Origin of the sequence: Dermacoccus sp. GAS27A, from assembly GCF_044909235.1 — a bacterium.
Taxonomy (GTDB): domain Bacteria; phylum Actinomycetota; class Actinomycetes; order Actinomycetales; family Dermatophilaceae; genus Dermacoccus; species Dermacoccus nishinomiyaensis.
Map to the genome: position 1 here is coordinate 131213 of NZ_JBIYDW010000008.1, position 25843 is coordinate 157055.

Consider the following 25843-nt stretch of genomic DNA (forward strand, 5'->3'; position numbering starts at 1 on the left):
CTCTAGAAGTACCCTTCTCGCTTGCGGTCTTCCATCGCTGCCTCGGACAGGCGGTCGTCGGCGCGGGTGGCACCGCGTTCGCTCAGATGGCTGGCTGCGACCTCGGCGATGATGTCGCTCGTCGTCCGCGCCTCGGAGGCGACGGCGCCCGTGCAGGAGCCGTCACCGACGGTTCGGTAGCGAACCGTCCTGGTGACGAGCGGTTCGTCGTCACGTGGGCCGAACCACGGCCCAGGTGTCAACCACATCCCGTCGCGCAGGAATACGTCCCGTTCGTGGGCGTAGTAGATGGGTGGCAGCGCGACGTCCTCGGCCTCGATGTAGCGCCAGACGTCCAGTTCGGTCCAGTTGCTCAACGGGAAGACCCGGGTGTTCTCCCCGGGGGCGTGTCGGCCGTTGTAGAGGTTCCACAGCTCCGGACGCTGCCCGCGCGGGTCCCACCCTCCCATGGCGCTGCGCACCGAGAAGATGCGTTCCTTCGCGCGCGCCCTGTCCTCGTCACGGCGCGCCCCACCGAGCAGCGCGTCGAAGCGCTCGGTCTCGATGGTGTCGACGAGCGGCACGGTCTGCAGCGGATTGCGGGTGCCGTCGGGACGCTCGACGAGACGCCCGTCGGCGATCCAGTCCTCGACGGCCGCGACGTGCAGCCGCAGGCCGTGACGCTCGACGACCTCGTCGCGAAAGGCGATGACCTCGGGCAGGTTGTGGCCGGTGTCGACGTGCAGCAGCGTCAGCGGCAACGGCGCGGGAGCGAGTGCCTTGAGTGCGACGTGCAGCAGCACTGCCGAGTCCTTGCCGCCGCTGAACAGCAGCGCAGGGCGTTCGAACTCGGCGACGACCTCGCGGATGATCTCGATGGCCTCGGCCTCGAGTGCCCGCAACGTCGACAGCTCGCCGGCGGGGTTCGTGGAGACGTCCGGTGGCGTCATCGTCTCGGTCATGCGGGTGTCCTCTCCTCGTCGATGAGACGCAGGATCTCGGCGAGGGATTCCTCGATCGAGCGGCCCTGGGTCTCGAGACGCAATTCGGGGTCGGTCGGAACCTCGTAGGGGTCGTCGAGGCCTGTCATTCCGGTGAGTTCGCCGGCCTCGGCCCGGGCGTACAGGCCCTTGACGTCGCGTCGCGCGCACTCCTCGAGCGACGTTGCGACGAAGACCTCGAGGTAGCGACTACCGCTGCGTTCGTGGCGTGCGCGGTTCTCGGCGCGTGCATCGGCGTACGGGGCGATGACCGGCACGATCGCCCACACACCGTTGCGGGCGAGCAGGTCGGCGACGAAACCGACGCGCGTCACGTGGGTGTTCCGGTCCGCCCGGGAGAACCCGAGGCCGGCGCTGAGGGAGGTGCGCAGTTCGTCGCCGTCGAGCAGTTCGACGCGTTCGCCCCGCTCGCGCAGGGCGGCGACGAGGCGCTCGGCGAGCGTCGACTTGCCCGCTCCGGACAGGCCCGTGAGCCACACGGTCGCGGCGCTCATGTGTTGATCCCGCATTCGACCTTGTCGCGGCCCGCCCAGCGTCCGGCGCGGGCGTCCTCGCCCGGCGCCACCCGGCGGGTGCAGGTGGCGCACCCGATCGAGGGGTAGCCCTGGGTGAGCAGCGGGTTCGTGACGATGGCGTGCTCGGCGATGTAGGCCTCGACGTCGGCGTCGCTCCACGCGACGATCGGCGCGACCTTGATGCGTTCGCGGCGCTCGTCGAAGCTGACGACCGGTGTGTCGCGCCGCGTGATCGCCTCGCTGCGACGCACCCCGGTGGCCCACGCCTCGTAGCCGTCGAGGGCCTCGTCGAGCGGGTGGGTCTTGCGCAGCGCGCAGCACAGATCGGGGTCGCGTTCGAAGAGGTTCGCGCCGTACGTCGCATCCTGCTCCGCGACACTCTGGGACGGTTCGAGGGTGCGCACCGTGACGTCGTACGTCGAGGCGACCGCGTCGCGGGTCTGCAGCGTCTCTTCGAAGTGGTACCCGGTATCGAGGAAGAGCACGTCGACGCCCGGCAGGCTGCGGGACGCGAGATGCGTCAGCACGGCGTCCTGCATGGAGGTGGCCACGGCGAAGCGTTCCCCGAACTCCGCGGCCGCCCAATCGAGCACGGCATCCGCCGGTGCACCGTCGAGCTCGCCGGCGGCCCGAATGGCGATCCGACGCAGCTCGTCGGGCTCGCGCACGACCTGGGTCATCGCAGCTCCTCCTCGTCGGCGCGGCGGGCCCAGTCGCCGAAGCTCTCGCCGCTCTCGCGTGCGGCGACGTACCGCGTCACGACGCGTTCGACGTAGTCGCCCAGCTCGCTCGCGGCGACCTTGTGGGCGCGCAGCTTGCGCCCGACGACGAGGTCCTCGCCCAGGCCACCACCGAGGTGGACCTGGTAGCCGGGCACCTGCTCACCGGCCGCGTCGGTGATGATCTGGCCCTTGAGACCGATGTCCGCCACCTGGATGCGGGCGCAACTGTTCGGGCAACCGTTGAGATGGATCGCGATGGGGTGCTCGAGCTGGTCGTCGAGGTGACCGAGACGCTCCTCGAGCTCGGCGACGAGGTCGTGGGCTCGCTGCTTCGTCTCGACGATGGCAAGCTTGCAGAACTCCAGGCCCGTGCACGCCATCGTCGCGCGGCGCCACGGCGACGGACGCCCGTCGAAGCCGAGCGGCCGCATCGTCTCGAGCAGCGGCTCGACGGCGTCGTCGGGCACGTCGAGGACGACGAGCTTCTGGTAGGCGGTCAGGCGCAGCCGGTCGCTGCCGGCGGCCTCCATCGCGTCGGCGACGCCCGCGAGCGCCGCACCGCTCGTGCGCCCTGCGATCGGCGCGAACCCGACGAGGTTGCGTCCGTCCTTCTGACGATGCACACCCACGTGGTCGATCGTGTGCTTCGGCGTGGGCGCGGCGGGCCCGTCGAGCAGGGGGCGCCCGAGGTACTCGCGCTCCAGCACCTCACGCGTCTTGTCGGCGCCCCAGTCCTCGACGAGGTACTTGAGACGCGCGCGGTTGCGCAGCCGGCGGTAGCCGTGATCGCGGAACAGCTTGACGGTCGCGAGCCAGACCTCGGGCACCTCTTCGAGCGGCACCCAAGCACCGAGGCGCAGCGCGAAGAACGCCTTCGTCGACAGCCCTCCCCCGATCTGCAGATCGAAGCCGGGGCCGTGGTCGGGGTGGACGACGCCGACGAAGCTGATGTCGTTGATCTCAGGGGCGGCGTCGGGCAGCCACGCGATCGACGACTTGAACTTGCGCGGCAGGTTCGCGAGATCAGGGTCGCCCACGTAGTTGGCCTTGATGAACTCGATCGCGGGGGTCGCGTCGATCACCTCGTCGGGGTGCACGCCGGCCACCGGCGAACCGAGCGTGGTGCGCGTGCAGTCACCGCAGGCCTCGAGCGTATCGAGACCGACGGCCTCGAGACGGCGCCAGATCTCTGGCACGTCCTCGATCGCGATCCAGTGGTACTGGATGTTGTTGCGGTCGGTGATGTCGGCCGTGCTGCGCGCGAAATCGGTGGAGATGCTCGCGAGCACCCGCAGCTGCTCGCGCGAGAGCTGCCCGCCGTCGATGCGCACGCGCATCATGAAGTACTCGTCATCGAGCTCCTCGGGCGCCAGCGTCGCCGTCTTGCCGCCGTCGATGCCCTGCTTGCGCTGGGTGTACAGGCCCATCCAGCGCATACGGCCGCGCAGATCGGTACCCGGGATGCTGTCGAAGCCCTCGCGGGCATACTGCTCGAGGATGCGGGCGCGCACGTTGAGGGGCGCGTCCTCGGCCTTGAAGACCTCGTTCGGGTTGAGCGGGTCGAACTCGCCCTTGGCCCACTGCCCCTCGGGCTTGGCCGTGCGCTGCGTGGCGCGGGGACGTTCACTCGTCGTCGTCATCGTCCGCTCCTTCGTCGTTTCTCTCGGGCTCGAGGTACATAACCTTGTCTTCGGTTCAGCAAAACTGCAAATGATGGATAACGCGATGTTCATCCTGTGGGAAGGCACGGTGAGCCTGACGCGCCCACGGTGCGCGTGGCGTCACCGCCCGCCGGAACGCGCGGTCAGTGCGTGCGAGACTGTGCCCATGCCCGACGCTCGTCTCACCCGCCGCACCGCGCTCGCCGCCGTCGTCCTCACCGCCACGAGCGCCTGCAGGCTGCGCGTGGAGAAGGACGCGCCCCTGCCGGGGCCGACGGCGGCACCGGCGCCCGATTCGGGCCCCCTCGAGGCTGTGCGTCGTCACCTCGTGGTCGCGATGAGCGCGGCGAGCCAGGAGACGAACCACCGCCGGGAGGCCGCCGACGCGCGCGGCGCCCACGTCGCCGAACTCAAACGACTCGACGCGACGCTGCGCGGCATCGGCGCGACGTCGCTGCCCAGCGTCAGCGCCACTGCCGCGCCCAGCGTGTCGGCGTCAGCGTCTGCGTCGCCATCAGCGTCGGCGTCCGGAAAGAGCTCCCGCGCGAGCGTCCCGGCGTCGTCGCCCTCGGCGAGCAGCAGCCCCGCCGCGACGGCGTGGACCCGCGCCGAGAGCGACTGGGCCTCCCCCGCGCTGTGCGCGAGCCTGCAGAAGGTTTCGTCGACATCGAGGCCTCTCGCCCTGTCGATCGCCGCGCGCGGGCTCAGCTCGCTGCCGGGTGGCGTTTCCGTGCCGTGGTCCGCGACGGCGTCGGTGCCCTCGTCGTCGGCGCTGCTCGAGGCGAACGCGGTGACGATCCACGCGCTCGAGTGGTGGGCGGCGCGCACCGATCCCGACGATCGCGGCGACGTCCCCGACCTGCTCGACGACCTCTACGCCGTGCGCTCGCTCGCGGAATCGTCGGCGTCATCGGGGTCGCCGTCGTCGTCATCGTCTGCTTCCGCGAGCCCCGCTGCGCCCGCGCGCCGCTACGACTCGCTCGCCGCGGCCCGCGCCGATGGGGGCAAGGCGGCCGCGGCTGTGATGTCGGCGTGCGCCGTCGCGGCGACGGGCACGCGCAGCGCCGATGATGTCAACGGGCTGCTGCTCGCGTGGTCGAGCGCGGCCCGCACGGTGCGCTTCGGTGGGGGCAGCGTGTCGCCGTTCCCGGGCCTCACGACCTGAGCAGGCCTGCCGGGAATAAACTCGTCCCATGCGCATTTGGGGACGCGCGGCCGCCGCCGCACCACTGATCTCACTGCTCGCTCTCACGGCCTGTTCGGGCAGCTCGCACGACACGGGCGGCGCTTCGAGCTCCGGGGCGTCATCGAAGGCCGGCGCGTCGAGCAGTTCCGGTGGGAGTGCGAGCCCCTCGGCGAGCTCTTCGCTCGCTCCCCCGGAGCCGGTCAAGAACAAGCCGGGCAGCATCACGATCGGCGCGTCGGGCGACCTCATCGTCCACCCGTCGATCACGCAGATGGCCCGTCGTGCCGCAGGCGGCACGGGGTACCGCTTCGATCAGTTCTTCGGCCAGATCTCCTCCGTCACGAAGGCGGGCGATCTACGCATCTGCCAGATGGAGAACCCGCTGTCGCGTGACGACACGAACCTGGCGCGCGAGCTGAGCTTCAACGCGCCCCACGAGTTCGTGACGACGGTGAAGTCCATCGGGTTCGACGGGTGCTCGACGGCCAACAACCACGCCTACGACCGCGGCCTCTCAGGGCTGGCGAGCACGCGCAGCGTCATGGCCGCGAACGGTCTGCAGGCGGCCGGCCCGGCCGCGTCCGCCGGCGAGAAGGGCCAGCCCGTGTTCTACGAGGCCAAGGGGTTCAAGGTCGCGCAGCTGTCGTACAGCTACACCCTCGACAACCGCATCAACGGCGACCAGATCGGCACTCCCAGGGATGCGCCCTGGCTGAAGGACAACCTGTACTCGGTGCGCACCCCGGAAGGCATCCAGGCCGACGCCGCCGAAGCGCGCAAGCAGGGCGCCGACATCGTCGTCGTCTCGATGCACTGGGGCATCGAGTACAAGCCTGTCTCGGCGGAGCAGAAGAAGTATGCGGACGCGTTGCTGCGCTCCGGGCAGGTCGACTGGATCATCGGCAACCATCCGCACATCGTGCAGCCGTGCCAGAAGATCGACGGACGATACGTCTCCTACGCCCTCGGCAACCTGTTCTCCGGTCAGCAGGCCGCATATCTGCCGGGCACGGCGGACGGCGCGTACGCGAGCGTCACCTTCACGCGCGACGCGGACGGCAAGATCAGCCAATCGATGACGTACCAGCCCACCTATCAGGACCAGAAGACGCGCGTCGTCGAGCTGGCCACCCCGTCGCAGAACCCAGCATCCTACGCCAAGACGACCGCGACGATGGGTGCGTTCGGCTGCGACGCCAAGCCGGTGTCCTGACGGGTGACGGCACCCGCCGAGGCCGCCGGACGCTCGAGCCGTGGTAGCCGGTGAGGCGCCGGGCGCGGCTGAGCGTCAGAGCACGCCGAACTGCGCGGCGGTGTCGTAGCTGAGCTTGACGACGAAGGCCCCCACGACGACGACGAACACGGCGCGCACGAACCCGGCCCCCTTCGAGACGGCGGTCCGGGCGCCGAGATAGCCGCCCGCGAGGTTCGCGACGCCGAGCACGAGGCCGACACGCCAGGCCACCGCACCTGCCGGGATGAACACGACGAGGGCGGCGAGGTTCGTCGCGAAGTTGGCGAGCTTGGCCTTGGCGGAGGCCTCGAGGAAGCGGTAGCCGAGCAGGCTGACGAGCGCGAAGACGAAGAACGAGCCCGTCCCCGGGCCGAGCGCGCCGTCGTACAGGCCGACGCCCAGGCCGATGGCACCCGCCGTCGCGTAATGGCGCCGGCTGCCCGCGTGCCGCAGGTTCTCGAGCTGCCCCATCGAGGGCTTGAACAGCGTGTACGTGCCGACGGCGACGAGGACGACGAGGATGATCGGGTTGAACGCGCTGCGCGGGATGTGACTGGCGAGCGCCGCACCCGCCATCGAGCCGGCGAACGCCATCACGGCGAGCGGCAGCGCGGTGCGCAGATCGGGACGCACCCGCCGAAGGTACGTCGCCGAGCTCACCGACGTGCCACAGATCGAACCCAGCTTGTTCGTCGCGAGCAGTTGGGCCGGCGCGGCGTGCGGAAACGCGACCATGAGGGCCGGCAACTGCACGAGCCCACCCCCGCCGACGACGGCGTCGACCCATCCCGCACAGGCCGCCGCGAGCGCCAGCAGGGTGAGGGTCAGGGTTCCCGGGTCGTTCACCCCGTCATCCTGGGCCGCGCGCCGCGTGCCCGCAAACGTCTCTCAGTCCGCGACCGTCGCGCCCGCGCCGCTCGTGACCGGGGCGGCGGCCGTTCGACGCGCGAGAGCCACCACGTCGGGCCGTGGTGGCTCTCGTGACGCAGGGTGGGATCAGGCGCCGCGCACTTCGGAGAGCACCTCGGCCGCCACCTCGTCGACGCCGACGTCACGCGAGGTGCCCGAGCGGCGGTCCTTGACCTCGATCGTGCCGTCGGCGAGGCCACGCCCGAGCACGACGATCGTCGGGACGCCGATGAGCTCGGCGTCCTTGAACTTCACGCCGGGGCTGACCTTCGGACGGTCGTCGAACAGGACGCCGAGCCCGGCCGACTCGAGGTCGGCGACGACCTGCTCCGCCTTCTCGAAGACCGCGGCGTCCTTGCCCGTGGCAACGACGTGGACGTCGAACGGCGCGATGTGACGCGGCCAGATGAGACCCTTGTCGTCGAGGTTGTCCTCAGCGATGGCGGCGACGGCGCGGGAGACGCCGATGCCGTAGGAGCCCATCGTCACCGTCACGAGCTTGCCGTTCTCGTCGAGCACCTTGAGCCCGAGCGCCTCGGCATACTTCGTGCCGAGCTGGAAGATGTGACCCATCTCGATGCCGCGCGCGAGCGTCAGGGGGCCCGAACCGTCGGGGGCCGGGTCGCCCTCCTTGATCTGCGCCGCCTGGATCGTGCCGTCGGCGGTGAAATCGCGGCCGTGGACGAGGTCGATGACGTGCTTGCCGCTGACGTCGGCGCCCGTCACCCACGCCGAGCCCTCGGCGATGCTGGGGTCGAGCAGGTAACGGATGCCGGAGGCCTTTTCCTCGCCGAGCACGCCCGGGCCGATGTAGCCCTTCGCGAGCATCGGGTAGGCGGCGAAGTCCTTCTCCTCGAACGCCTCGACGTCAGCCGGAGCGACCTGAGCCTCGAGGCGCTTGGCGTCGACCTCGCGATCGCCGGGCACGCCGATCGCAAGCGGTTCGCGCGTGCCGTCGGGGTGGACGAGCATGACGATGACGTTCTTCAGCGTGTCGGCAGCCGTCCACTCGCGTCCGTCGTCGCGCGGGTGATTCGCGTTGAGGGCCGCGACGAGCGTCTCGATGGTCGGGGTCTCGGGGGTGTCCTCGATGTGTGCAGGGCCGACGCTCACCTCGACGGGCTCGGCCTGCGGCACGACGACGGCCTCGACGTTCGCCGCGAAACCGCCGGGCGAGCGGACGAACGTGTCCTCACCGTGGCGGCTGACGGCGAGGAACTCCTCCGATGCCGAACCGCCCATCGCACCCGAGTCGGCGTGGACGACGACGTACTCGAAGCCGAGGCGGTCGAAGATCTTGACGTACGCGCCGCGGTGCTTGGCGTAGCTCTCCTCAAGGCCCTGCTTCGTGTGATCGAAGGAGTACGAGTCCTTCATGATGAACTCGCGCCCGCGCAGCAGGCCGGCGCGCGGGCGGGCCTCGTCGCGGTACTTCGTCTGGATCTGGAACAGCGTCGTCGGCAGGTCCTTGTAGCTCGAGAACATGTCCTTCACCGTGATGGTGAACATCTCCTCGTGCGTCGGGCCGAGGAGCATGTCGACGCCCTTGCGGTCCTGCAGGCGGAACAGGTTGGGGCCGTACTCGTCCCAGCGGTTCGTCGCCTCATAGGGTTCGCGCGGCAGCAGCGCGGGGAAGCTCAGCTCCTGCGCGCCGATGGCCTCCATCTCCTCGCGGACGATGGTCTCGACGTTACGCAGCACCTTGAGCCCGAGCGGCAACCACGTGTACACGCCGGGCGCGGCGCGTCGGATGTAGCCGGCGCGCACGAGCAGCTTGTGGCCCGGCAGCTCGGCGTCCGCCGGATCCTCGCGAAGCGTTCGCAGGAACAGGTTGGACATGCGCTGGGCCACGGTCTCTCCTCGGGTCGTGTCGCGGTCGCTCCGCGTGACTCGGCCCCACAATATCCCGGCCCGCCCAGGGCGTGCACGGCCCGCATCCACCCGATGCTCGGGCCGCGAGGCCTTCCTGAGATCCATGCAGATTCGACTGCGTCACAATCCGTCCTTCGCCGTCTCCCGTCTCCTGCGCACTCGCCCGGCGTGCAGATCTCCAGCAAGGCCGCGAGCGGCGGCATCATGAAGGGGCTCAAGCGCTCCGTGCTCTGCGGTGAGTCCTTCTTCTCGACGACGTACACCGCCCCCGCCGAGGGCGGGTGGGTCGACATCGCCGGCGTCCTGCCCGGCGACATGTTGCCGCTCGAGACCCAGCCCGATCGCCCCTGCTTCGTCATCAGCGGCAACTGGATGGCCAGCAGTGAGGGCATGGAGGTCACCTCGCAGTTCGGTGGCATGAAGAACCTCTTCGGCGGCGAGGGCGGCTTCGGCCTCGAGGCCAGCGGTCAGGGCCTCAGCGTCTACGGCGCGGTCGACGCCACGGACCTCGCTCCGGGCGAGCGTGACGTCATCCATACCGGGCACGTCATCGCCTACGACCTGGGGATGCAGTTCACAACGCGTCGGGCGGTCGAAGGACGCTCGATCCAGTCGATGAAGTCCGGTGAAGGGCTCGTTTCGACTTCGTCAGGCCCGGGCGCGTGCTCCTGCAGTCACGCAACCCGCAGGCGTTCGCTGAGTGGGCCGCCAAGCTCATGCCCTCGACGAACGAGCAGGGCGGCCTCGGCGGGCTGTTCGACTGACCGCCAGGGGGTCAGGGCCGCGGCGTCGCGCGTCGGGCGATGGCGGCGCTCGCGGCCGACGTGCCGAGGGTGCCGAACACGCCGCCCCACTCCCCCTGCACGCGGCTCGCGATGAACGCGTCGCTGACGCTCGACGGCGCGCTGCGCAGCAGCAGGCTCGCCTGGAGGACGACGGCCATTCGAGCGCTGATGTCGCGGGCGCGGTACTCCGCGTCGTCGGGCGTCAACGACACGACGTCGGCGAGCACCTGTTTCGTCGCGACGTCGAGCCCGGGGTGGTCGCCGCGGGTCACGTCGAGCTCGCGGCTGAAGGCCTCGAACGCCTCCGGCGAACGCGTCAGGGCGCGCAGGACGTCGAGGGCGTTGACGCTGCCCGAGCCCTCCCAGATCGAGTTGAGCGGCGACTCGCGGAACAGCAGCGGCATGCCCGACTCCTCGACGTACCCGTTGCCGCCGAGGCATTCGAGGGCCTCGGCGACGTGCATCGGCGTGCGCTTGCACACCCAGAACTTCGCGAGCGGCAGTGCGAAGCGACGGAACGCGCGCTCGTGCTCGCAGCCGGGATCGCCTGATTCGATACGGTCGACGCTCGCCGCGAGGCGCATGCCGAGCGCCGTCGCGGCCTCCGACTCGATCGCGAGATCGGCGAGGACGTTCTGCATCGCGGGCTTGTCGGCGAGGACGCCGCCGAAGGCCTGACGGCGCGCGGTGTACCAGGCCGCCTCGCTCGTCGCGCGACGCATGAGCCCGGCCGAGCCGAGGACGCAGTCGAGCCGCGTCGCGCTCACCATCTCGATGATCGTGCGCACGCCGGCACCCTCGTCACCGAGGCGGGTGGCGTAGGCGTCGTGGAACTCGAGTTCGCTGCTCGCGTTGGAGCGGTTGCCGAGCTTGTCCTTGAGCCGGACGATGCGCAGCGCGTTGCGAGTGCCGTCAGGGTGCACGCGCGGCACGACGAAGCAGGTCAGCCCGCCGGGAGCCTGCGCGAGGACGAGGAACAGATCGTTCGTCGGCGCGCTCGTGAACCACTTGTGCCCGCGCAGCGAGTAGACGGCGGCGCCGTCGTCGTCGAAACCGGCCGGGGTGGCCTCGGTGACGTTGGTGCGCACGTCGGAGCCGCCCTGCTTCTCCGTCATCCCCATCCCCGCGAGCAGCCCATCCTTGCTCGCCGCGGGCAGATCGCCGGGCTCGTAGACGCTCGCCGCGAGGCCGTCGGCGTAACGCTGCGTCAGGGCCTCGTCCGCGCGCAGGGCGGGGACGGCGGCATAGGTCATCGTCAGCGGACAGACGTGCCCGGGCTCGACGCCGGACCACGTGATGAAGCCCGCTGCCCGCCGCAGGTGAGCGTCCGCCGACGCGTCCTGCCAGGGCGCGCCCGCGAGACCGAACTCGACGCCGCGGCGCATGAGCCAGTGCCAGGACGGGTGGAACTCGACGGCGTCGGTACGCGCGCCGAACCGGTCGACGGCGTGATGCCGCGGCGTGAACGTGTTCGCAGCCATGCCGTGTTCGCGAGCCTCCTCGCTGCCGGCCATGACACCGAGCTCGCGCAGGGGGCCGAGAACGTCGGCATGCTCGTGCGAGGCGAACGCGCTCGCCGCGTCCTTGAGCGCCTCGTCGGCGTCGACGGCGTCGAACCCGGCCATGACGTCGGCCTGATTGGTTGGTGTGAGCGCGAACACGTCAGTCATGACGCCACTGTAGATCGCCGGCCCGGTGCCCGGGCGGCGTCTGCGCGCAGGAGTCGACGCCGACCGCACGGCGCGGGCCCGCCAATGCGGCGCGGGCCCATCAGTCCGGCGCGAACCGTCACCCACAGTGACGGCGACCCACGCACGGCGCACGGTCGGCCTTGCGAACCCTCGTCAGCGGCGAGCGATGTCGAGGCTCGCCTTGATGAGCGGCCACTGCGCCGGGACCCGCGCGAGCATGCCGGCGAGGCGCGCCTGCTTGCCCGGCGTGGAGCGGCGTCGGACGCTCGCCTGCGCCTGACGCGCCATCTCGACGTTCGCGGGCAGCACGGCGACGAGCAGGGCGGCAGAGGCGTAACCCGCGGCTCGGCGCGTCGCAGGGTTGACGAGACCCGCGGCGCAGACGAGTTCGGCGACACCGCTGAGGTAGACGAGTTCGCGCGCCTTGGGTAGCTGCGGCGGAATGGTCGGCTCGAACACCTGCGGGCGCACGAGGTGCGTCACGCCGGAGACGACGTACGCGCCGACGAGCCCGCGCATCAGGGGCGGAAGTTCACGAAGACCGGTGACAGGATTCATGCCCCCACCCCATCACATCGCCCTGACAACGCCGTTGAAACGGGTCGAAGTGCGGGGGCAGGGCGCTCGTCCCATCCAGAAGCGGTGCCACCGCGACGCCTCTGTGCCGGCGCCGCCGCATCAGAGGATGACGGTCGCGAACGTCCCGACGCGTTCGAACCCGGCGCGTTCGTACGCGCGCAGCGCGGGGGTGTTGTACCCGTTGACGTAGAGGCTGACGGTGGGCGCGAGCTCCGCCTCGACGAGGTCGACGACGCGCGCCATGCACGGTGCGGCGAGCCCGCGGCCGCGCCAGGCGGGGTCGATCCACACACCCTGAATCTGTGCCACGCCCGAGGCGAGCGATCCGACGTCGGCCTTGAACCGTACGCGCGCACCGTCCATGAGGACGAAGGTGCGCCCACCCATGACGAGGCGCTGCACCCCGGCGCGGTAGGCCGCGGCACTGCCGACGTAGGGCGCATAGCCGATCTCCTCGGTGAACATCGCCGCGGCCGCGGGCACGATGGCGTCGACCTCGTCGAGCCGGGCGACGCGCACGCGCGGTTCGGGCTCGATGCCCTGACGCGCGCGCGCCTCCCGCGAGGCGACCATGAGCGGCTGCTCGGGGCGGAACGAGCGCGCCGGCGCGTACGAACGCGACACGAGCTGCCACAGCGGCAGCACCTGCTCGGCCGGCCCGAACAGCGAACTGACGCGGCGTCGCGCACACTTGACGCGGGCCGCGTAGCGTTCCAGATCGTCAGGGCTCGCCTCGACGGGGACCAGATTCGCCGACGCCCACAGCATCGAGCGCAGCGGCCGTTGACTGGACTCGAGCGAGCGAGCGCCGCCTCGACCCAGCCCGTCGGCATCGAACCCCGAAGCGTCCGCCCCTGCCGCGAGTGGCTGGCCAACGTCACCGTCGAGACCGAAGGCAGCGCTCGTCGAACCGAGCGCGCCCTCGTCGAGGCGGGCGGCGACGAAGACGTTCGTCACCGGGTCGAGGTCGCACAACGCCCGCGCGGCGGCGCGGTCGCCGGCGTCGAGGGCTCGCACCCCCGAACGTCGCAGCATGCCGGCGTCAGCCGACCGAGACGGTGGGGCCGGCGCCGTCGGCGCCCGCGTCCTCGCCCATCTCCTCGGCGATGCGCATGGCCTCCTCGATGAGCGTCTCGACGATCTGGCTCTCCGGCACCGTCTTGATGACCTCACCCTTGACGAAGATCTGGCCCTTGCCGTTGCCGGAGGCGACGCCGAGGTCGGCCTCGCGCGCCTCACCGGGGCCGTTGACGACGCAGCCCATGACGGCGACGCGCAGCGGCACCTCCATGCCCTCGAGGCCCTTCGTCACCTGCTCGGCGAGGGTGTAGACGTCGACCTGCGCGCGCCCACAGCTCGGGCAGCTCACGATCTCGAGCTTGCGCGGCTTGAGGTTGAGCGACTGCAGGATCATGTTGCCGACCTTGACCTCCTCGACCGGCGGAGCCGAGAGGCTGACGCGGATCGTGTCGCCGATGCCGCGGCTCAGCAGCGCGCCGAACGCCGTCGCCGACTTGATCGTGCCCTGGAATGCGGGCCCGGCCTCGGTGACACCGAGGTGCAGCGGCCAGTCGCCGCGCTCGGAGAGCATCTCGTAGGCGCGCACCATGACGACGGGGTCGTTGTGCTTGACGGAGATCTTGAAGTCGTGGAAGTCGTGCTCCTCGAACAGCGACGCCTCCCATACGGCCGACTCGACGAGCGCCTCGGCCGTCGGCTTGCCGTACTTCTCGAGCAGCCGCTTGTCGAGCGAACCGGCGTTGACGCCGATGCGGATGGAGACCCCGGCGTCCTTCGCCTCCTTGGCGATCTGCTTGACCTGGTCGTCGAACTTGCGGATGTTGCCCGGGTTGACGCGCACACCCGCACACCCCGCCTCGATCGCCGCGTAGACGTACTTCGGCTGGAAGTGGATGTCGGCGATGACGGGGATCTGCGCCTTGCGAGCGATGGCGGGCAGCGCCTCCGCGTCGTCCTGGCTCGGGCACGCGACACGGACGATGTCGCACCCGGTGGCCGTCAGCTCGGCGATCTGCTGAAGCGTGGCGTTGATGTCGGTCGTCGGCGTCGTCGTCATCGACTGCACCGAGATGGGGGCGTCTCCCCCGACCTCGACCTTGCCGACCTTGATCTTGCGCGTCTTGCGACGAGGAGCGATGACCGGCGCGGGCGCCGAGGGCATACCGAGAGAAACCGACATGAGCCCATCCTACGACTGCCGCGCGACGCCCTGGGCCGGGCCGAGACTCATCGGATGGTGATGGGTTTCACGACGTCGGCGTAGATGAGCAGCACCGACATCCCGATGAGGACGAGCGAGACGGCGTACGCGACCGGCAGCGCCTTCGTCACGTCGACGTAGACGGGGCCGGCGACGCCGCGCGCCCGCGCGATGGGCCGCTTGATCGCCTCCCACAGCGCACCCGCGATGTGGCCGCCGTCGAGGGGCAGCAGCGGGATGAGGTTGAACACGAACAACGCGAGGTTGAGGGAGGCGAGCAGGTTGAGCAGCAGCAGCACCTTCTGGCCGAGTTCGACCTTCGACGACTCGGCGACGTCGCCCGCGATGCGCGTCACCCCGACGACGGAGATCGGCCCGTTCGGATCGCGCGCCTCGTCGCTGAACGCCGCCTGCGCGACGCCCTTCATCTTCTCCGGGATGTGCAGCACGACGCCCGCCGTCTGCTTGATGCTCGTGCCGAGCATGCCGGGGACAGCACCCGGGCCCTGACGCTGCAACGTGTACTGACCGATCGACAGCCCGACGTACCCGGCGTCGATCATGACGTTCTGGCCACCCGCGTCGGTGACGGGGTTGCCGTCGGCGTCGAGCTTCGCCACCTTCGTCGTCTTCGGCGTGACCTGCAGCGTCTGCTGCCGGCCTTTACGCTCGACGACGAACGGGATCTTCTCGCCGCCGTGCGCGCGGATGACGCGGGTCGCCTCGAGGTTGCTGTTCACCTTCTGCCCCGCGACCGAGATGATGACGTCATCGAGCTTCAACCCGCTCGAGGCCGCCGGCGCCTCCTGCCCCGTCGGGCACTTCTGACCGGGTTCGACCTTCGTCAGGCACGTCGTCAGCGACGTCACCTTCGTGCCGGTGAGCTTCGGCAGGCCGACGCCGCACACCATGACGGTCATGACGACCGCAGCGATGACGAGGTTCATGAACGGCCCACCGAACATGACGGTGACCTTTTGCCACGTCTTGAGCTTGTAGAAGACGCGGTTCTCGTCACCGGGGCGCAGCTCCTCGAAGGTCTGCTCACGCACCTCGTCGGCGAGCTGGCTGAACCGACCGGTCGACGAGGCGCGCACGGAGCCGTCCGGGTCGCCCGCCTTCGGCGGGTACATGCCGATCATGCGCACGTAACCGCCGAGCGGGATGCCTTTGACGCCGTACTCGGTCTCGCCGCGCTTCTTCGACCACAGCGTCGGGCCGAAGCCGATCATGTACTGCGGCACGCGGACGCCGAACTTCTTCGCGGGCACCATGTGCCCCATCTCGTGCAGCGCGATCGAGGCAGCCACGCCGACGATCATGAACAGCACCCCGAGGACGAACAGCATCAGCGCAGCCCCTTCTCGATCAGCGTGTGCGCGGTGCGGCGCGCCCATGTCTCTGCGGCGAGGACGGCGTCGACGTCAGGTTCGCCGCTCTCGGGCGCGTGCTGGTCGACGACCTTCTCGACGGTGTCGACGATGTCGAGGAAGCCGATGCGCCCGTCGTGGAAGGCCTCGACGCACTCTTCGTTGGCCGCGTTGTAGACGGCCGGGTACGTCGAGCCGGCCTCACCCACCTGACGGGCGAGGCGAACGGCGGGGAACGCCTCGTCGTCGAGAGGTTCGAACCGCCAGTCCATCGCCTTCGTCCAGTCGATCGGTGTCTCCACGCCCGCGATGCGGTGCGGCCAGTCGAGGCCCATCGCGATCGGCACGAGCATCGTCGGCAGGCCGAGCTGCGCGACGACGGCGCCGTCGACGAACTCCACCATCGAGTGGATGTACTGCTGCGGGTGCACGACCGTCTCGACACGATCGATCGGGATGTCGAACAGCAGGTGCGCCTCGATCACCTCGAGGCCCTTGTTGACGAGCGTCGCCGAGTTGGTGGTGATGACCTTGCCCATCGCGAAGTTGGGGTGCTTCAGGGCTTGTGCGGGTGTGACGCCGGCCAGCTCGGCGCGGCTCATGCCGCGAAACGGCCCTCCACTGGCGGTGACGACGAGTTTGCGCACCTCGTCGTGCGTACCGGAGGTGAGCGCCTGCGCGATGGCCGAGTGCTCCGAGTCGACGGGCACGATCTGCCCGGGCCTTTCGAGACGCTTGACGATCGGGCCACCGACGATGAGCGACTCCTTGTTCGCGAGCGCCAGCGTGCTGCCCGCCTCGAGCGCTGCGATCGTCGGGCGCAGACCGATCGAGCCGGTGACGCCGTTGAGCACGACGTCCGCACCGACGCTCGCGACCTGCACCGACGCGTCGTCACCACTGACGACGCGGCTGACAACCTGCTTGCCTGCGCCCGACGCCGCATCGGCGATGAGCGTCTCGAGCCGCGCCGCGTCACCGGAGGCGATACCGACGAGCTCGACGTCGAACTCGACGGCCTGACGCGCGACGAGCTCGAGGTCACGCCCGCCGGAGCTGAGCGCGACGATGCGGAAGCGCTCGGGGTTGTTCCGCGCGATCTGGCACGCCTGGGTGCCGATCGAACCGGTGGAGCCGAGCAGGGAGACGGTGCGCTGGGTGGTCACGCCCCCCATTGTGTACGAGACGCCTGACAACCGCCCCCGAGCCCGCTGCGACGAACCATCGCTCACGACGCGAGGCGTCGCCACTCAGCGCCTCAGTGAGACGCGGTGACGGCCGCCGCTCGCCCGGACGTCAGCACTCGATGACGTTGACGGCCAGCCCGCCGCGTGCCGTCTCCTTGTACTTGACGCTCATGTCTCGGCCGGTCTCGCGCATCGTCTTCATCGCCTGGTCGAGGCTGACGGTGTGCTTGCCGTCACCGCGACGCGACAGGCGAGCGGCGTTGATCGCCTTCATCGAGGCGATCGCGTTGCGTTCGATGCACGGGATCTGCACGAGCCCGCCGACGGGGTCGCACGTCAGGCCGAGGTTGTGCTCGATGCCGATCTCGGCGGCGTTCTCGACCTGCTCGGGGTTGCCGCCGATGACCTCGCACAACGCACCGGACGCCATCGCGCACGCCGAACCGACCTCGCCCTGGCAGCCGACCTCGGCGCCCGAGATGGAGGCGTTCTCCTTGAACAGGATGCCGATGGCCGCAGCCGTCAGCAGGAACCGGACGATGCCGTCCTCATCGGCGCCGGGGACGAACTTGACGTAGTACTTGAGGACGGCGGGGATGATGCCGGCCGCACCGTTCGTCGGCGCGGTGACGACGCGGCCGCCCGCGGCGTTCTCCTCGTTGACGGCCATGGCGAACAGGTTGACCCAGTCCATGACATCGAGCGGGTCGATCGGGTAGCCGGGCTCGACCTGCTGCTGCAGCGCACGGTGGATGGCGGGGGCGCGGCGCGGCACCTTGAGCCCGCCGGGGAGGGTGCCCTCGGTCGAGAAACCGTTGGTGATGCACTGATCCATGACCGACCACAGGTGCAGCATGCCCGAGCGCACCTCCTCCTCGGTGCGCCACGACAGCTCGTTGCGCATCATGACCTCGCTGATCGGCAGACCCGTGCGCGCACAGATCTCGAGCAGTTCCTTGCCCGTGTTGAACGGGAACTCGACGGGCGTCGTGTCTTGCACGACACGGTCGGCGCCGAGCGCGTCCTCGTCGACGACGAACCCGCCTCCGACGGAGTAGTAGACGCGCTCGAGCAGCACCGATCCGTCAGCGCCGAGCGCCCGAGCGATCATGCCGTTCGGGTGCCCGGGCAGCGTCTTGCGGCGGTGCAGGACGAGGTCGTCGCCGTCAAGGGGCACCTCGCGCAGGCCGCCGAGCAGAAGGCGGTGGGTCTCCTTGACCGCGTGGAAACGCGCGTCCGCGGTGTCGGTGTCGACCGTCTCCGGGTCCTCACCCATCAGGCCGAGGACGACCGCCTTGTCGGAGCCGTGCCCGTGGCCGGTCTGCCCGAGCGACCCGCACAGTTCGACCTGGACGCGCGCGACGTCGTCGAAGAGCCCTGCCTCGCGCAGGGATTCGAGGAACCGCCCCGCGGCTCGCATGGGACCGACGGTGTGGGACGACGAGGGTCCGATACCGATCGAGTACAGTTCGAATGCACTCAGCGCCATGCCACACCATCCATCATGCGGACAGATTCGCACACAATGTGGCCACACGAGTAATCGAGGCCCCCCTCAGGTATGTGGGCAGCGCAGGTGACTCACCGGTAGCCTGCGGAGCATGACTGATACGACGCGAGAATTCGACATCGTCCTCTACGGCGCAACCGGGTTCGTCGGCCGGCTCGTCGCGAAGCACCTCGCCGAGCACGCGCCGAATGACATCCGCATCGCCCTCGCCGGACGCACCGCCTCGAAGGTCGAGAAGGTGCGCGACGACCTGAGCACCGAGGCCGCAGCCGCCGCCGGTTGGGGCATCGTGACAGCCGACTCCGGCGACGAGGCGTCGCTGCACGCCCTCGCGAACCGGGCACGCGTCGTCATCTCCACCGTCGGCCCGTACGCGCGCCACGGCCTGCCGCTCGTCGGCGCCTGTGCCGAGGCCGGCACCCACTACGTCGACCTCACCGGCGAGGTGCTCTTCGCCCACGACTGCATCGACCGCTACGACGCGACGGCCCGCGCGAACGGCGCACGCATCGTCAACTCGTGCGGCTACGACTCGGTGCCCTCCGACCTCGGCGTCTTCCTGCTCGCCCAGACGGCGCGTGAAGCCGGTGACGGGGAGCTCACGGCGACGACCGAGTACGCGTCGATGAAGGGCGGCATGAGCGGCGGGACGATCGCCTCGGCGATGCAGCAGGCCGACGACATCGCGGACGACCCCGCTCGCCGCAAGATCGCCGGCGACAAGTTCTCCCTCTCCCCCGACCGCTCGCGCGAGCCGAACGGCGAGTTCAAGGACTCGCTGTCGGTGTGGTACTCCGACGACGTCGACGCGTGGGTCGCGCCGTTCCTCATGGCCTCCTACAACACGCGCATCGTGCGCCGCAGCAACGCGCTGCTCGGCCACGCGTACGGCTCGGGTTTCCGCTACCGCGAGGTGATGAAGGCCGGCAAGGGCGTCAAGGGTCGCGCGATGGCGTACGCCGTCGCGGGTGCGCTGGGGGCGGGCTTCGGCGCGATGGGCGTCAAGCGTCTGCGCCCGCTGCTCGAACGCGTCGTCCCCGCGCCGGGCAGCGGCCCGAGCGAGGAAGCGCGCGAGGAGGGCTTCTTCCGCATGGACATCCGCTCGACGACGACGAGCGGCGCCCGCTACCGCTCGATCGTCTCCTCGCAGGGCGACCCGGGCTACAAGGCGACGGCCGTCATGCTCGGCGAGGCGGCCGTGACGCTGGCGCTCGGCGACCTGCCGACGCTGCCCGGCGAGGCGGACGGCGGCGTTCTCACGCCCGCCGTTGCCCTCGGGGCGCCGTACGCCGAGCGCCTGCGTCAGCACGGCGTGACGCTCGAGGTGACGAAGCTCGGCTGATTTCGAAAGCTCGGCTGAGTTCGAGTGACGTAGCGTTCGTCCCCGGCACCGATGCGGTGCCGGGGATGAACCGTTCTCGGCATGCGCCGAGATCGGCAGCCGCCGCGCCGAGGTGCAGCACCAGCTCGTCATAGCCGGCGCGGACGACGCCGCGCGGCGTCGCGAACGTCACGAGTGGTGGCGCAGCACGTCACCGAGAGCGTCGAGGACGCTGGCATCCTCGATCGTGCCGGGCACCTGGGGCGTCTCACCGTCGGCCATCTGGCGCATCGTCTTGCGCAGGATCTTGCCCGATCGCGTCTTCGGCAGGGCCTGGACGACGTCGACGTCGCTGAGCGAGGCGAGCGCCCCGACCTCGGCGCGCACGCGCGCCTTGAGTTCGTCGCGGACGGTGAGCAACTCGTCGTCGGTGTACTCCCGCCCGGCCTTGAGCACGACGAGCGCCCGCGGCACCTGGCCCTTGAGCTGGTCGGCGACCCCGATGACGGCGCACTCGGCGACGGCGGGGTGCCCCGCGAGCGCGGCCTCGAGGGCGCCCGTCGACAGGCGATGCCCCGCGACGTTGAGCACGTCGTCGGTGCGGCCCATGATCCACACGTACCCGTCGTCGTCGATGTAGCCGCCGTCACCGGTGAGGTAGTAGCCCTCGAACGCGGACAGGTAGGAGCTGACGTAGCGCTCGTCGCCACCCCACAGCGTCGCGAGCGTACCGGGCGGCAGCGGCAGCTTGAGGCACACGGCACCCTCGACGCCTGGTTCGACGGGCGAGCCGTCGGGCGCGAGCACCTGCACGTCGTAGCCGGGCAGGGGCTTGGTCGCCGATCCGGGCTTCGGCGCGAACGACTCGATGCCGACCGGGTTCGCGACGATGGGCCACCCCGTCTCCGTCTGCCACCAGTTGTCGACGACCGGCACCCCGAGCTTGTCGTGCGCCCAGGCGTAGGTGTCGGGGTCGAGGCGCTCACCGGCGAGGAAGAGCGTCCGCAACGACGACAGGTCGTGCTCGGCGATCAACGAGCCGTCCGGATCCTCCTTCTTGATCGCGCGGATCGCCGTCGGCGCCGTGAGCAGGCCCGCGACGCCGTACTGCTCGACGATGCGCCAGAACGCGCCCGCGTCCGGGGTGCCGACGGGCTTGCCCTCGTACAGCACCGTCGTCAGGCCCGCGAACAGCGGCGCGTAGACGATGTAGGAGTGGCCGACCTCCCAGCCGACGTCGCTGGCCGTGAACCACACGTCACCGGCCTCCATGCCGTAGACGTGCTTCATCGACCACGTCAGGGCCACGGCGTGGCCACCGTTGTCACGCACGATGCCCTTCGGCCGCCCCGTCGTGCCGGAGGTGTAGAGGATGTAGAGCGGGTCGGTGGCCGCGACGGCGACGCAGCCGGCGGGCTGCACCGCACCGGGCGCCATGACCTGCGCCCAGTCGAAGTCCTTCTCCCCCAGGCTCGCCTCGCACTGCGGGCGCTGCACGATGACGCAGTGCCCCACCTCGTGCGACGCGCGGGCGAGTGCCGCGTCGAGCATCGGCTTGTACCCGATGACGCGGGTGCGCTCGACGCCGCAGCTCGCGGACAGCACGACCTTGGGCTGGGCGTCGTCGATGCGTGCGGCCAGCTCGGTGGGCGCAAAGCCGCCGAACACAACCGAGTGCACCGCCCCGATGCGCGCGCAGGCGAGCATCGAGATGACGGCCTCCGCGATCATCGGCATGTAGATGATGACCCGGTCGCCCTTCTCCACCCCGAGCGCCTGGAGCACCCCGGCGAGGCGGGCGACCTCGTCGAGCAGTTCGGCGTAGGTGTACGTGCGGCTCGTGCCGGTGACGGCGCTGTCGTGGATGAGCGCCGGCTGATCGGCGCGGCCTGCGATGACGTGCCGGTCGAGCGCGTTGTAGCAGGTGTTGAGCCGCGCGTCGGGAAACCAGCGGTACAGCGGGGCGCTCGAGGCGTCGAGCGCCCGCTTGGGTCGGGTGATCCAGTCGACGCCGCTGGCGGCCTCGAGCCAGAACCCCTCGGGGTCGTCGCTGCGCGCGTGGAGTGAGGCGTGGTCGAACGTGACGTCGGTCATACACCCATCTTGCCTCGTGATGGCGAGGTTCCGGGTGAGTTCGCCGACGTGCTCGGCGACGAATCGCCCGTGTGCCACGCTTGGCCTCATGCTTCGTGAGATCCACTCGGCGGACGAGTTGCTCGCCCATCTGCAGGACGGCGGAACCGTCAGCGGTCTGCGGCTGCAGGGCGTCGACCTCGCCAGCGCTGCCGGCGAGGCGCTGATCGCTCTGCCGAACCGATTCGACGGTCTCGTCGTGCTCGGCGGCCACGTGCCGGCGTCCACGGCCCGGACGTTGACCGACCGCGGCGCCATCCTGTTTCCCAGCGATCCGCACCTACCGATCGACCCCTACCGCGCGCGGCTCTACTCCGCCGGCGAGCTCTACGCGGGCCTCACGCGCGGCTACGCGCACACCCCTGACGCGCAGGCGTATCGCTGGTCGCGTGACTGCCGCGTGGCGCATGACGCCTATGCGGGCGCCATGCGCGGGCTGCACGACGAGTCGATGCGCGACGCCCTGCACGAGAGCCTCGAGGGCCGACGCACCGTCGGCATCATGGGTGGTCACGCGATGGGACGCACGAGTACCGCGTACGCCGAGATCGCCCGGTTGGCGCGCGATCTCGCCGGCGGCGGCCACGTCGTCCTGACCGGCGGCGGGCCCGGCGCGATGGAGGCTGCGAACCTCGGCGCGGCTGACCGCGTCGGCGGCCTCGACGCGGCGCTGGAGTGCCTGGCGAGCGTCGAGTCGTTCCGTCCGAGCATCGACGCCTGGGCGCACAGCGCTTTCGCGGCGCGCGAGCTGCTGGGCGTGGCTGATGGCGCGGGTGACGACGTGCGCAGCGTCGGCATCCCGACGTGGTTCTACGGCCACGAACCGCCCAACGTCTTCGGTGACGTCATCGCCAAGTTCTTCTCCAACGCCCTGCGCGAGGACGACCTGCTCGCCGGCGCCAGCGGCGGCATCATCGTCCTCGAGGGCGCCGCGGGCACCGTGCAGGAGATCTTCCAGAGTGTCACGCCGCTGTACTACGCCGCCGACGACGTGCCGCTGCCGCACCTCGTCCTCGTCGGGCGCGCACAGTGGACGGACGTCGTCCCCGTCTGGCCGGCGCTCACCGCGCTCGCGGCGGGGCGACGCTTCGCCGACCACCTCCACCTCGTCGAGACGCCCGCGGAGGCGTTCGCGGTGTTGACGGGCGCCTGAGCTCATCGCAGCCTCAGGCTTGACGCATCATCGCCCCAAACGCATCACGAATGACGCATTTGGGGCGATGATCGGGGCGAGCTGCTCGTGTCAGGCCGTCTTGGCGGCGAGCTGCCCGCACGCTCCGTCGATGTCGGAACCACGCGTGTCGCGCACCGTCGTCGGGATGCCGCCCGCGCGTAGGCGCTCGACGAAGTTCTGCTCGACGCCCTTGCGCGACGCCGTCCACTTCGAGCCCGGCGTCGGGTTGAGCGGGATCGGGTTGACGTGCACCCACCCCTTGCCACGCGCGTTGAGCTTCTTCGCGAGCAGATCCGCGCGCCAGCCCTGGTCGTTGATGTCCTTGATGAGCGCGTACTCGATGCTGACGCGACGCCCCGTCGCCTCGAAGTAGCGATGCGCCGCATCGAGGGCCTCGTCGACGCTCCAGCGCGTGTTGATGGGCACCAGCTCGTTGCGCAGTTCGTCGTCGGGCGCGTGCAGCGACAGCGCCAGCGTCACCGGAATGCCCTCGGCCGCGAGCTTGTCGATGGCCGGCACGAGACCGACCGTCGACATCGTCACGCCGCGAGCCGACATGCCGAGCCCCTCCGGGGCGGGCGAGACGAGCCGCTTGATCGCGTCGATCGCCTGGCGGTAGTTGGCGAGCGCCTCCCCCATGCCCATGAACACGACGTTGCTGACGCGCAGCGGCGTCTCGCGCTCGTCGTCGTCGAGGCCGGGCAGCTCGCCGGAGCGCAGCAACCGCGCGCCGGCGACGACCTGCTCGACGATCTCCGCCGTCGTGAGGTTGCGCGTCAGCCCTTCCTGCCCGGTCGCGCAGAACGGGCAGTTCATGCCGCAGCCGGCCTGGCTGGAGATGCACATCGTGACGCGGCCGGGGTAGCGCATGATGACGCTCTCGACGAGCGCGCCGTCGAACAGGCGGTGCACCTGCTTGAGCGTGTTACCGCCGTCGGCGACGAGCGTCTTGATGCTCGTCAACAGCGTCGGCATGAGCTGCGCGACCATCTCCTCGCGCCCGTTCTTCGGCAGGTCCGTCATCTCGGCAGGGTCGGCGACGAAGCGTTCGAAGTAGTGGTTCGACAGCTGCTTGGCGCGGAACGCGGGCAGCCCGAGCTCCTTCGCGAACGCCTGACGCCCGGCGAGGTCGAAGTCCGCCAGGTGCTTCGGCGGCTTGCCGCGCCGCGGCGCGGTGAACGTCAGCTGGCCCGGAACGGGACGCTTCGTCGTCGGCTCGGGCAGGTCGGTCGTGGTCGATTCGGTGGTGCTCAATGGAAGAACTCCTCGCCTCAGCTGGCGAACGCGGTGAGAACGGCCCAGGTGACGGGGGCCGCGAGAACGAGCGAGTCGAGACGATCCATGAGACCGCCGTGACCCGGGATGAGGTTGCTCATGTCCTTGATGCCGAGATCGCGCTTGATCATCGACTCGCACAGATCGCCGACGGTGGCCGCGACGACGACGAGCGAGCCGAGCAGGATGCCGACCCAGAACGGCGCGTGCAGGATGAGTGTCACCGTCAGCACGCCGATGACGACGCAGCTCAGCCACGACCCGGCGAAGCCCTCCCACGACTTCTTGGGGCTGACGGTCGGCGCCATCGGGTGCTTGCCGAACAGCACGCCGGCGACGTAGCCGCCGATGTCGCTGCCGATCGTCACGAGGATGAACGTGATGATACGGCTGACGCCGTCGTCAGCATGCAGGAGCATCATCGCGAACGACACGAGCGCCGGCACGTACAGCGCGATGAGCGCCGCCGACGCGGTGTCGGGCGCGAGTCGGTTGCTCGCCGCACCCCAGACGATGAAGACGAGCACGCTGCCGACGAGCGCCGCGAGCATCGCCGACGGCCCGAGCAGGTACGCCGCGACGGGGATGACGGCCGCCGAGGCGAGAGCGGGGATCCACGGCGGGCGGAACTTGGCCGGCGGCATCGCCATGAGCAGCTCGCGCGTGCCGACGACGGACGCCGCCGTCGCGAGAACGACGAACGCCTCCTTGCGGATGAGCAGAGACGCGAGGACGAGCACGCCGAGCACGAGTGCGGCCGTGATGGCGGCCTTGAGGTCGCGCCCGGCCTTGTTCTTCTTCGCGGGGGCGGGCGCGAGCGTCTCGGACACGACCTTCGAGCCCACCCCCGGCGGGGGTGGGCTCGAAGGCTGCGCCGAAGCGGGCATACCGAATGCGAGCGTGCGTCGAGGTCAGACCTCGAGCAGCTCGGCCTCCTTGCCCTTGAGCAGCGCGTCGACGGTGTCGACGCGCTTCTTCGTCATGGCGTCGAGGTCCTTCTCGGCGCGGGCGCCGTCGTCCTCGCCGACCTCCTTATCCTTGACCAGCTTGTCGATGTCCTGGTTCGCCTTGCGGCGCACGTTGCGCACGCTGACGCGGCCGTTCTCGGCCTTGTCCTTGGCCATCTTGATGTAGTCCTTGCGGCGCTCCTCGGTGAGGGCAGGCAGGATGCAGCGGATCTGGTTGCCGTCGTTGCTCGGGTTGACGCCGAGGTCGGAGTCGCGCAGCGTCTTCTCGATCTCGGAGATGGCCGACTTGTCGAACGGGATGATGAGGATCGTGCGCGCCTCGGGCGTCTGGAACGACGCGAGCTGCTGCAGCGGCGTCGGCGCACCGTAGTAGTCGACCGTCAGGCGGTTGAACATCGCCGCGTTCGCACGGCCGGTGCGGATGGAGGCGAAGTCCTCCTTCGTGGCCTCGATCGCCTTGTCCATCTTCTCCTCGGCCTCGAGGAGGATCTCGTCAATATCCATGGTTTCGCTCTCGTTTCTCGGACGTTCTCGGGAACAGCCACGTTCG

The 25843-nt window shown here is 70.0% G+C and carries 21 protein-coding genes and 1 pseudogene; 5 read left to right on the forward strand and 17 right to left on the reverse strand.

The annotated features are described in order from the left end of the window. Positions 1-2 precede the first annotated feature (2 nt). From cysD to ABH936_RS10240, 4 genes are read right to left on the reverse strand one after another with little or no spacing between them, the layout of a single operon-like run. A complete protein-coding gene (gene cysD, locus ABH936_RS10225) occupies positions 3-941 on the reverse strand; it encodes a sulfate adenylyltransferase subunit CysD (RefSeq protein ID WP_038568740.1) in 939 nt (312 codons plus the stop codon). After that, the gene (gene cysC / locus ABH936_RS10230) at positions 938-1474 is read right to left on the reverse strand and encodes an adenylyl-sulfate kinase (protein WP_404603199.1); all 537 of its coding nucleotides are present in this window, start codon (positions 1472-1474) and stop codon (positions 938-940) included. Before cysC ends, cysD begins: the two co-directional genes overlap by 4 nt. Further along, on the reverse strand, positions 1471-2175 hold the full coding sequence (locus ABH936_RS10235; RefSeq protein WP_404603200.1) for a phosphoadenylyl-sulfate reductase: 705 nt from the start codon (positions 2173-2175) through the stop codon (positions 1471-1473). Before ABH936_RS10235 ends, cysC begins: the two co-directional genes overlap by 4 nt. Next, positions 2172-3857: a nitrite/sulfite reductase gene (locus tag ABH936_RS10240; RefSeq protein ID WP_404603202.1), complete on the reverse strand. Its 1686-nt coding sequence runs from the start codon at positions 3855-3857 to the stop codon at positions 2172-2174. The genes ABH936_RS10235 and ABH936_RS10240 overlap by 4 nt, the downstream gene beginning before the upstream one ends. A gap of 187 nt (positions 3858-4044) precedes the next feature. On the opposite strand from ABH936_RS10240, the gene ABH936_RS10245 reads away from it, so the two are divergent. Together ABH936_RS10245 and ABH936_RS10250 are read left to right on the forward strand one after the other, a co-directional pair. After that, positions 4045-5043, forward strand: coding sequence for a hypothetical protein (locus ABH936_RS10245; RefSeq protein ID WP_404603204.1), 999 nt, complete (start codon positions 4045-4047; stop codon positions 5041-5043). 28 nt (positions 5044-5071) lie between these two features. Further along, positions 5072-6277: a CapA family protein gene (locus ABH936_RS10250; RefSeq protein WP_404603205.1), complete on the forward strand. Its 1206-nt coding sequence runs from the start codon at positions 5072-5074 to the stop codon at positions 6275-6277. 75 nt (positions 6278-6352) lie between these two features. Here ABH936_RS10250 and ABH936_RS10255 read toward each other — a convergent pair whose 3' ends face one another. Then, the gene (locus ABH936_RS10255; protein ID WP_404603206.1) at positions 6353-7144 is read right to left on the reverse strand and encodes a TSUP family transporter; all 792 of its coding nucleotides are present in this window, start codon (positions 7142-7144) and stop codon (positions 6353-6355) included. Between the two features lie 150 nt (positions 7145-7294). After that, positions 7295-9058, reverse strand: a complete 1764-nt coding sequence (locus ABH936_RS10260; RefSeq protein ID WP_404603207.1) for a proline--tRNA ligase — start codon at positions 9056-9058, stop codon at positions 7295-7297. A 225-nt stretch (positions 9059-9283) separates the two neighbouring features. Between ABH936_RS10260 and ABH936_RS10265 the strand changes: the two are divergent. After that, a pseudogene (locus tag ABH936_RS10265) lies at positions 9284-9679 on the forward strand (AIM24 family protein); the annotation flags it as partial. Between the two features lie 175 nt (positions 9680-9854). Here the strand turns inward: ABH936_RS10265 and ABH936_RS10270 are convergent. From ABH936_RS10270 to ABH936_RS10300, 7 genes are all read right to left on the reverse strand, one after another. After that, the gene (locus ABH936_RS10270) at positions 9855-11534 is read right to left on the reverse strand and encodes an acyl-CoA dehydrogenase family protein (protein ID WP_404603208.1); all 1680 of its coding nucleotides are present in this window, start codon (positions 11532-11534) and stop codon (positions 9855-9857) included. Positions 11535-11708: 174 nt separating this feature from the next. Beyond that, the gene (locus ABH936_RS10275) at positions 11709-12113 is read right to left on the reverse strand and encodes a hypothetical protein (protein WP_006944879.1); all 405 of its coding nucleotides are present in this window, start codon (positions 12111-12113) and stop codon (positions 11709-11711) included. A gap of 120 nt (positions 12114-12233) precedes the next feature. Beyond that, positions 12234-13169 carry a GNAT family N-acetyltransferase gene (locus tag ABH936_RS10280; protein WP_404603209.1) on the reverse strand — a complete coding sequence of 312 codons (936 nt, stop codon included), beginning with the start codon at positions 13167-13169 and terminating at the stop codon, positions 12234-12236. Between the two features lie 7 nt (positions 13170-13176). Further along, a complete protein-coding gene (gene ispG, locus ABH936_RS10285) occupies positions 13177-14334 on the reverse strand; it encodes a flavodoxin-dependent (E)-4-hydroxy-3-methylbut-2-enyl-diphosphate synthase (protein WP_062257398.1) in 1158 nt (385 codons plus the stop codon). Between the two features lie 47 nt (positions 14335-14381). Continuing rightward, a complete protein-coding gene (locus tag ABH936_RS10290; RefSeq protein WP_404603210.1) occupies positions 14382-15704 on the reverse strand; it encodes a M50 family metallopeptidase in 1323 nt (440 codons plus the stop codon). Next, a complete protein-coding gene (dxr, locus tag ABH936_RS10295; protein ID WP_404603211.1) occupies positions 15704-16900 on the reverse strand; it encodes a 1-deoxy-D-xylulose-5-phosphate reductoisomerase in 1197 nt (398 codons plus the stop codon). Before dxr ends, ABH936_RS10290 begins: the two co-directional genes overlap by 1 nt. Before the next feature lie 121 nt (positions 16901-17021). Beyond that, on the reverse strand, positions 17022-18401 hold the full coding sequence (locus ABH936_RS10300; protein ID WP_038568766.1) for an L-serine ammonia-lyase: 1380 nt from the start codon (positions 18399-18401) through the stop codon (positions 17022-17024). A gap of 112 nt (positions 18402-18513) precedes the next feature. Here ABH936_RS10300 and ABH936_RS10305 point away from each other — a divergent pair, with 112 nt between their 5' ends. Next, a complete protein-coding gene (locus tag ABH936_RS10305) occupies positions 18514-19764 on the forward strand; it encodes a saccharopine dehydrogenase family protein (protein WP_404603212.1) in 1251 nt (416 codons plus the stop codon). 168 nt (positions 19765-19932) lie between these two features. Here ABH936_RS10305 and ABH936_RS10310 read toward each other — a convergent pair whose 3' ends face one another. Continuing rightward, a complete protein-coding gene (locus ABH936_RS10310; protein ID WP_404603213.1) occupies positions 19933-21837 on the reverse strand; it encodes an acetate--CoA ligase in 1905 nt (634 codons plus the stop codon). 88 nt (positions 21838-21925) lie between these two features. Between ABH936_RS10310 and ABH936_RS10315 the strand changes: the two genes are divergently transcribed. Next, positions 21926-23029, forward strand: coding sequence for an LOG family protein (locus tag ABH936_RS10315; RefSeq protein ID WP_404603214.1), 1104 nt, complete (start codon positions 21926-21928; stop codon positions 23027-23029). A 90-nt stretch (positions 23030-23119) separates the two neighbouring features. On the opposite strand, the gene rlmN is transcribed toward ABH936_RS10315, so the two are convergent. From rlmN to frr, 3 genes are all read right to left on the reverse strand, one after another. Next, positions 23120-24304: a 23S rRNA (adenine(2503)-C(2))-methyltransferase RlmN gene (rlmN, locus tag ABH936_RS10320; protein ID WP_144694524.1), complete on the reverse strand. Its 1185-nt coding sequence runs from the start codon at positions 24302-24304 to the stop codon at positions 23120-23122. Positions 24305-24321: 17 nt separating this feature from the next. Beyond that, on the reverse strand, positions 24322-25155 hold the full coding sequence (locus ABH936_RS10325; protein ID WP_006944862.1) for a phosphatidate cytidylyltransferase: 834 nt from the start codon (positions 25153-25155) through the stop codon (positions 24322-24324). Between the two features lie 81 nt (positions 25156-25236). After that, positions 25237-25797, reverse strand: coding sequence for a ribosome recycling factor (gene frr / locus ABH936_RS10330; RefSeq protein ID WP_006944866.1), 561 nt, complete (start codon positions 25795-25797; stop codon positions 25237-25239). Between the last annotated feature and the right edge of the window lie 46 nt (positions 25798-25843).

Coding starts and splice junctions, on each gene's coding strand:
- ABH936_RS10275 (WP_006944879.1), bottom strand. CDS start 12,113: ATGAATCCTGTCACCGGTCTTCGTGAACTTCCGCCCCTGATGCGCGGG.
- ABH936_RS10300 (WP_038568766.1), bottom strand. CDS start 18,401: ATGGCGCTGAGTGCATTCGAACTGTACTCGATCGGTATCGGACCCTCG.
- ABH936_RS10310 (WP_404603213.1), bottom strand. CDS start 21,837: ATGACCGACGTCACGTTCGACCACGCCTCACTCCACGCGCGCAGCGAC.
- ABH936_RS10240 (WP_404603202.1), bottom strand. CDS start 3,857: ATGACGACGACGAGTGAACGTCCCCGCGCCACGCAGCGCACGGCCAAG.
- dxr (WP_404603211.1), bottom strand. CDS start 16,900: ATGGGGGGCGTGACCACCCAGCGCACCGTCTCCCTGCTCGGCTCCACC.
- ispG (WP_062257398.1), bottom strand. CDS start 14,334: ATGTCGGTTTCTCTCGGTATGCCCTCGGCGCCCGCGCCGGTCATCGCT.
- frr (WP_006944866.1), bottom strand. CDS start 25,797: ATGGATATTGACGAGATCCTCCTCGAGGCCGAGGAGAAGATGGACAAG.
- ABH936_RS10235 (WP_404603200.1), bottom strand. CDS start 2,175: ATGACCCAGGTCGTGCGCGAGCCCGACGAGCTGCGTCGGATCGCCATT.
- ABH936_RS10245 (WP_404603204.1), top strand. CDS start 4,045: ATGCCCGACGCTCGTCTCACCCGCCGCACCGCGCTCGCCGCCGTCGTC.
- cysD (WP_038568740.1), bottom strand. CDS start 941: ATGACCGAGACGATGACGCCACCGGACGTCTCCACGAACCCCGCCGGC.
- ABH936_RS10270 (WP_404603208.1), bottom strand. CDS start 11,534: ATGACTGACGTGTTCGCGCTCACACCAACCAATCAGGCCGACGTCATG.
- ABH936_RS10250 (WP_404603205.1), top strand. CDS start 5,072: ATGCGCATTTGGGGACGCGCGGCCGCCGCCGCACCACTGATCTCACTG.
- ABH936_RS10280 (WP_404603209.1), bottom strand. CDS start 13,169: ATGCTGCGACGTTCGGGGGTGCGAGCCCTCGACGCCGGCGACCGCGCC.
- ABH936_RS10305 (WP_404603212.1), top strand. CDS start 18,514: ATGACTGATACGACGCGAGAATTCGACATCGTCCTCTACGGCGCAACC.
- ABH936_RS10315 (WP_404603214.1), top strand. CDS start 21,926: ATGCTTCGTGAGATCCACTCGGCGGACGAGTTGCTCGCCCATCTGCAG.
- ABH936_RS10290 (WP_404603210.1), bottom strand. CDS start 15,704: ATGCTGTTCGTCCTCGGGGTGCTGTTCATGATCGTCGGCGTGGCTGCC.
- cysC (WP_404603199.1), bottom strand. CDS start 1,474: ATGAGCGCCGCGACCGTGTGGCTCACGGGCCTGTCCGGAGCGGGCAAG.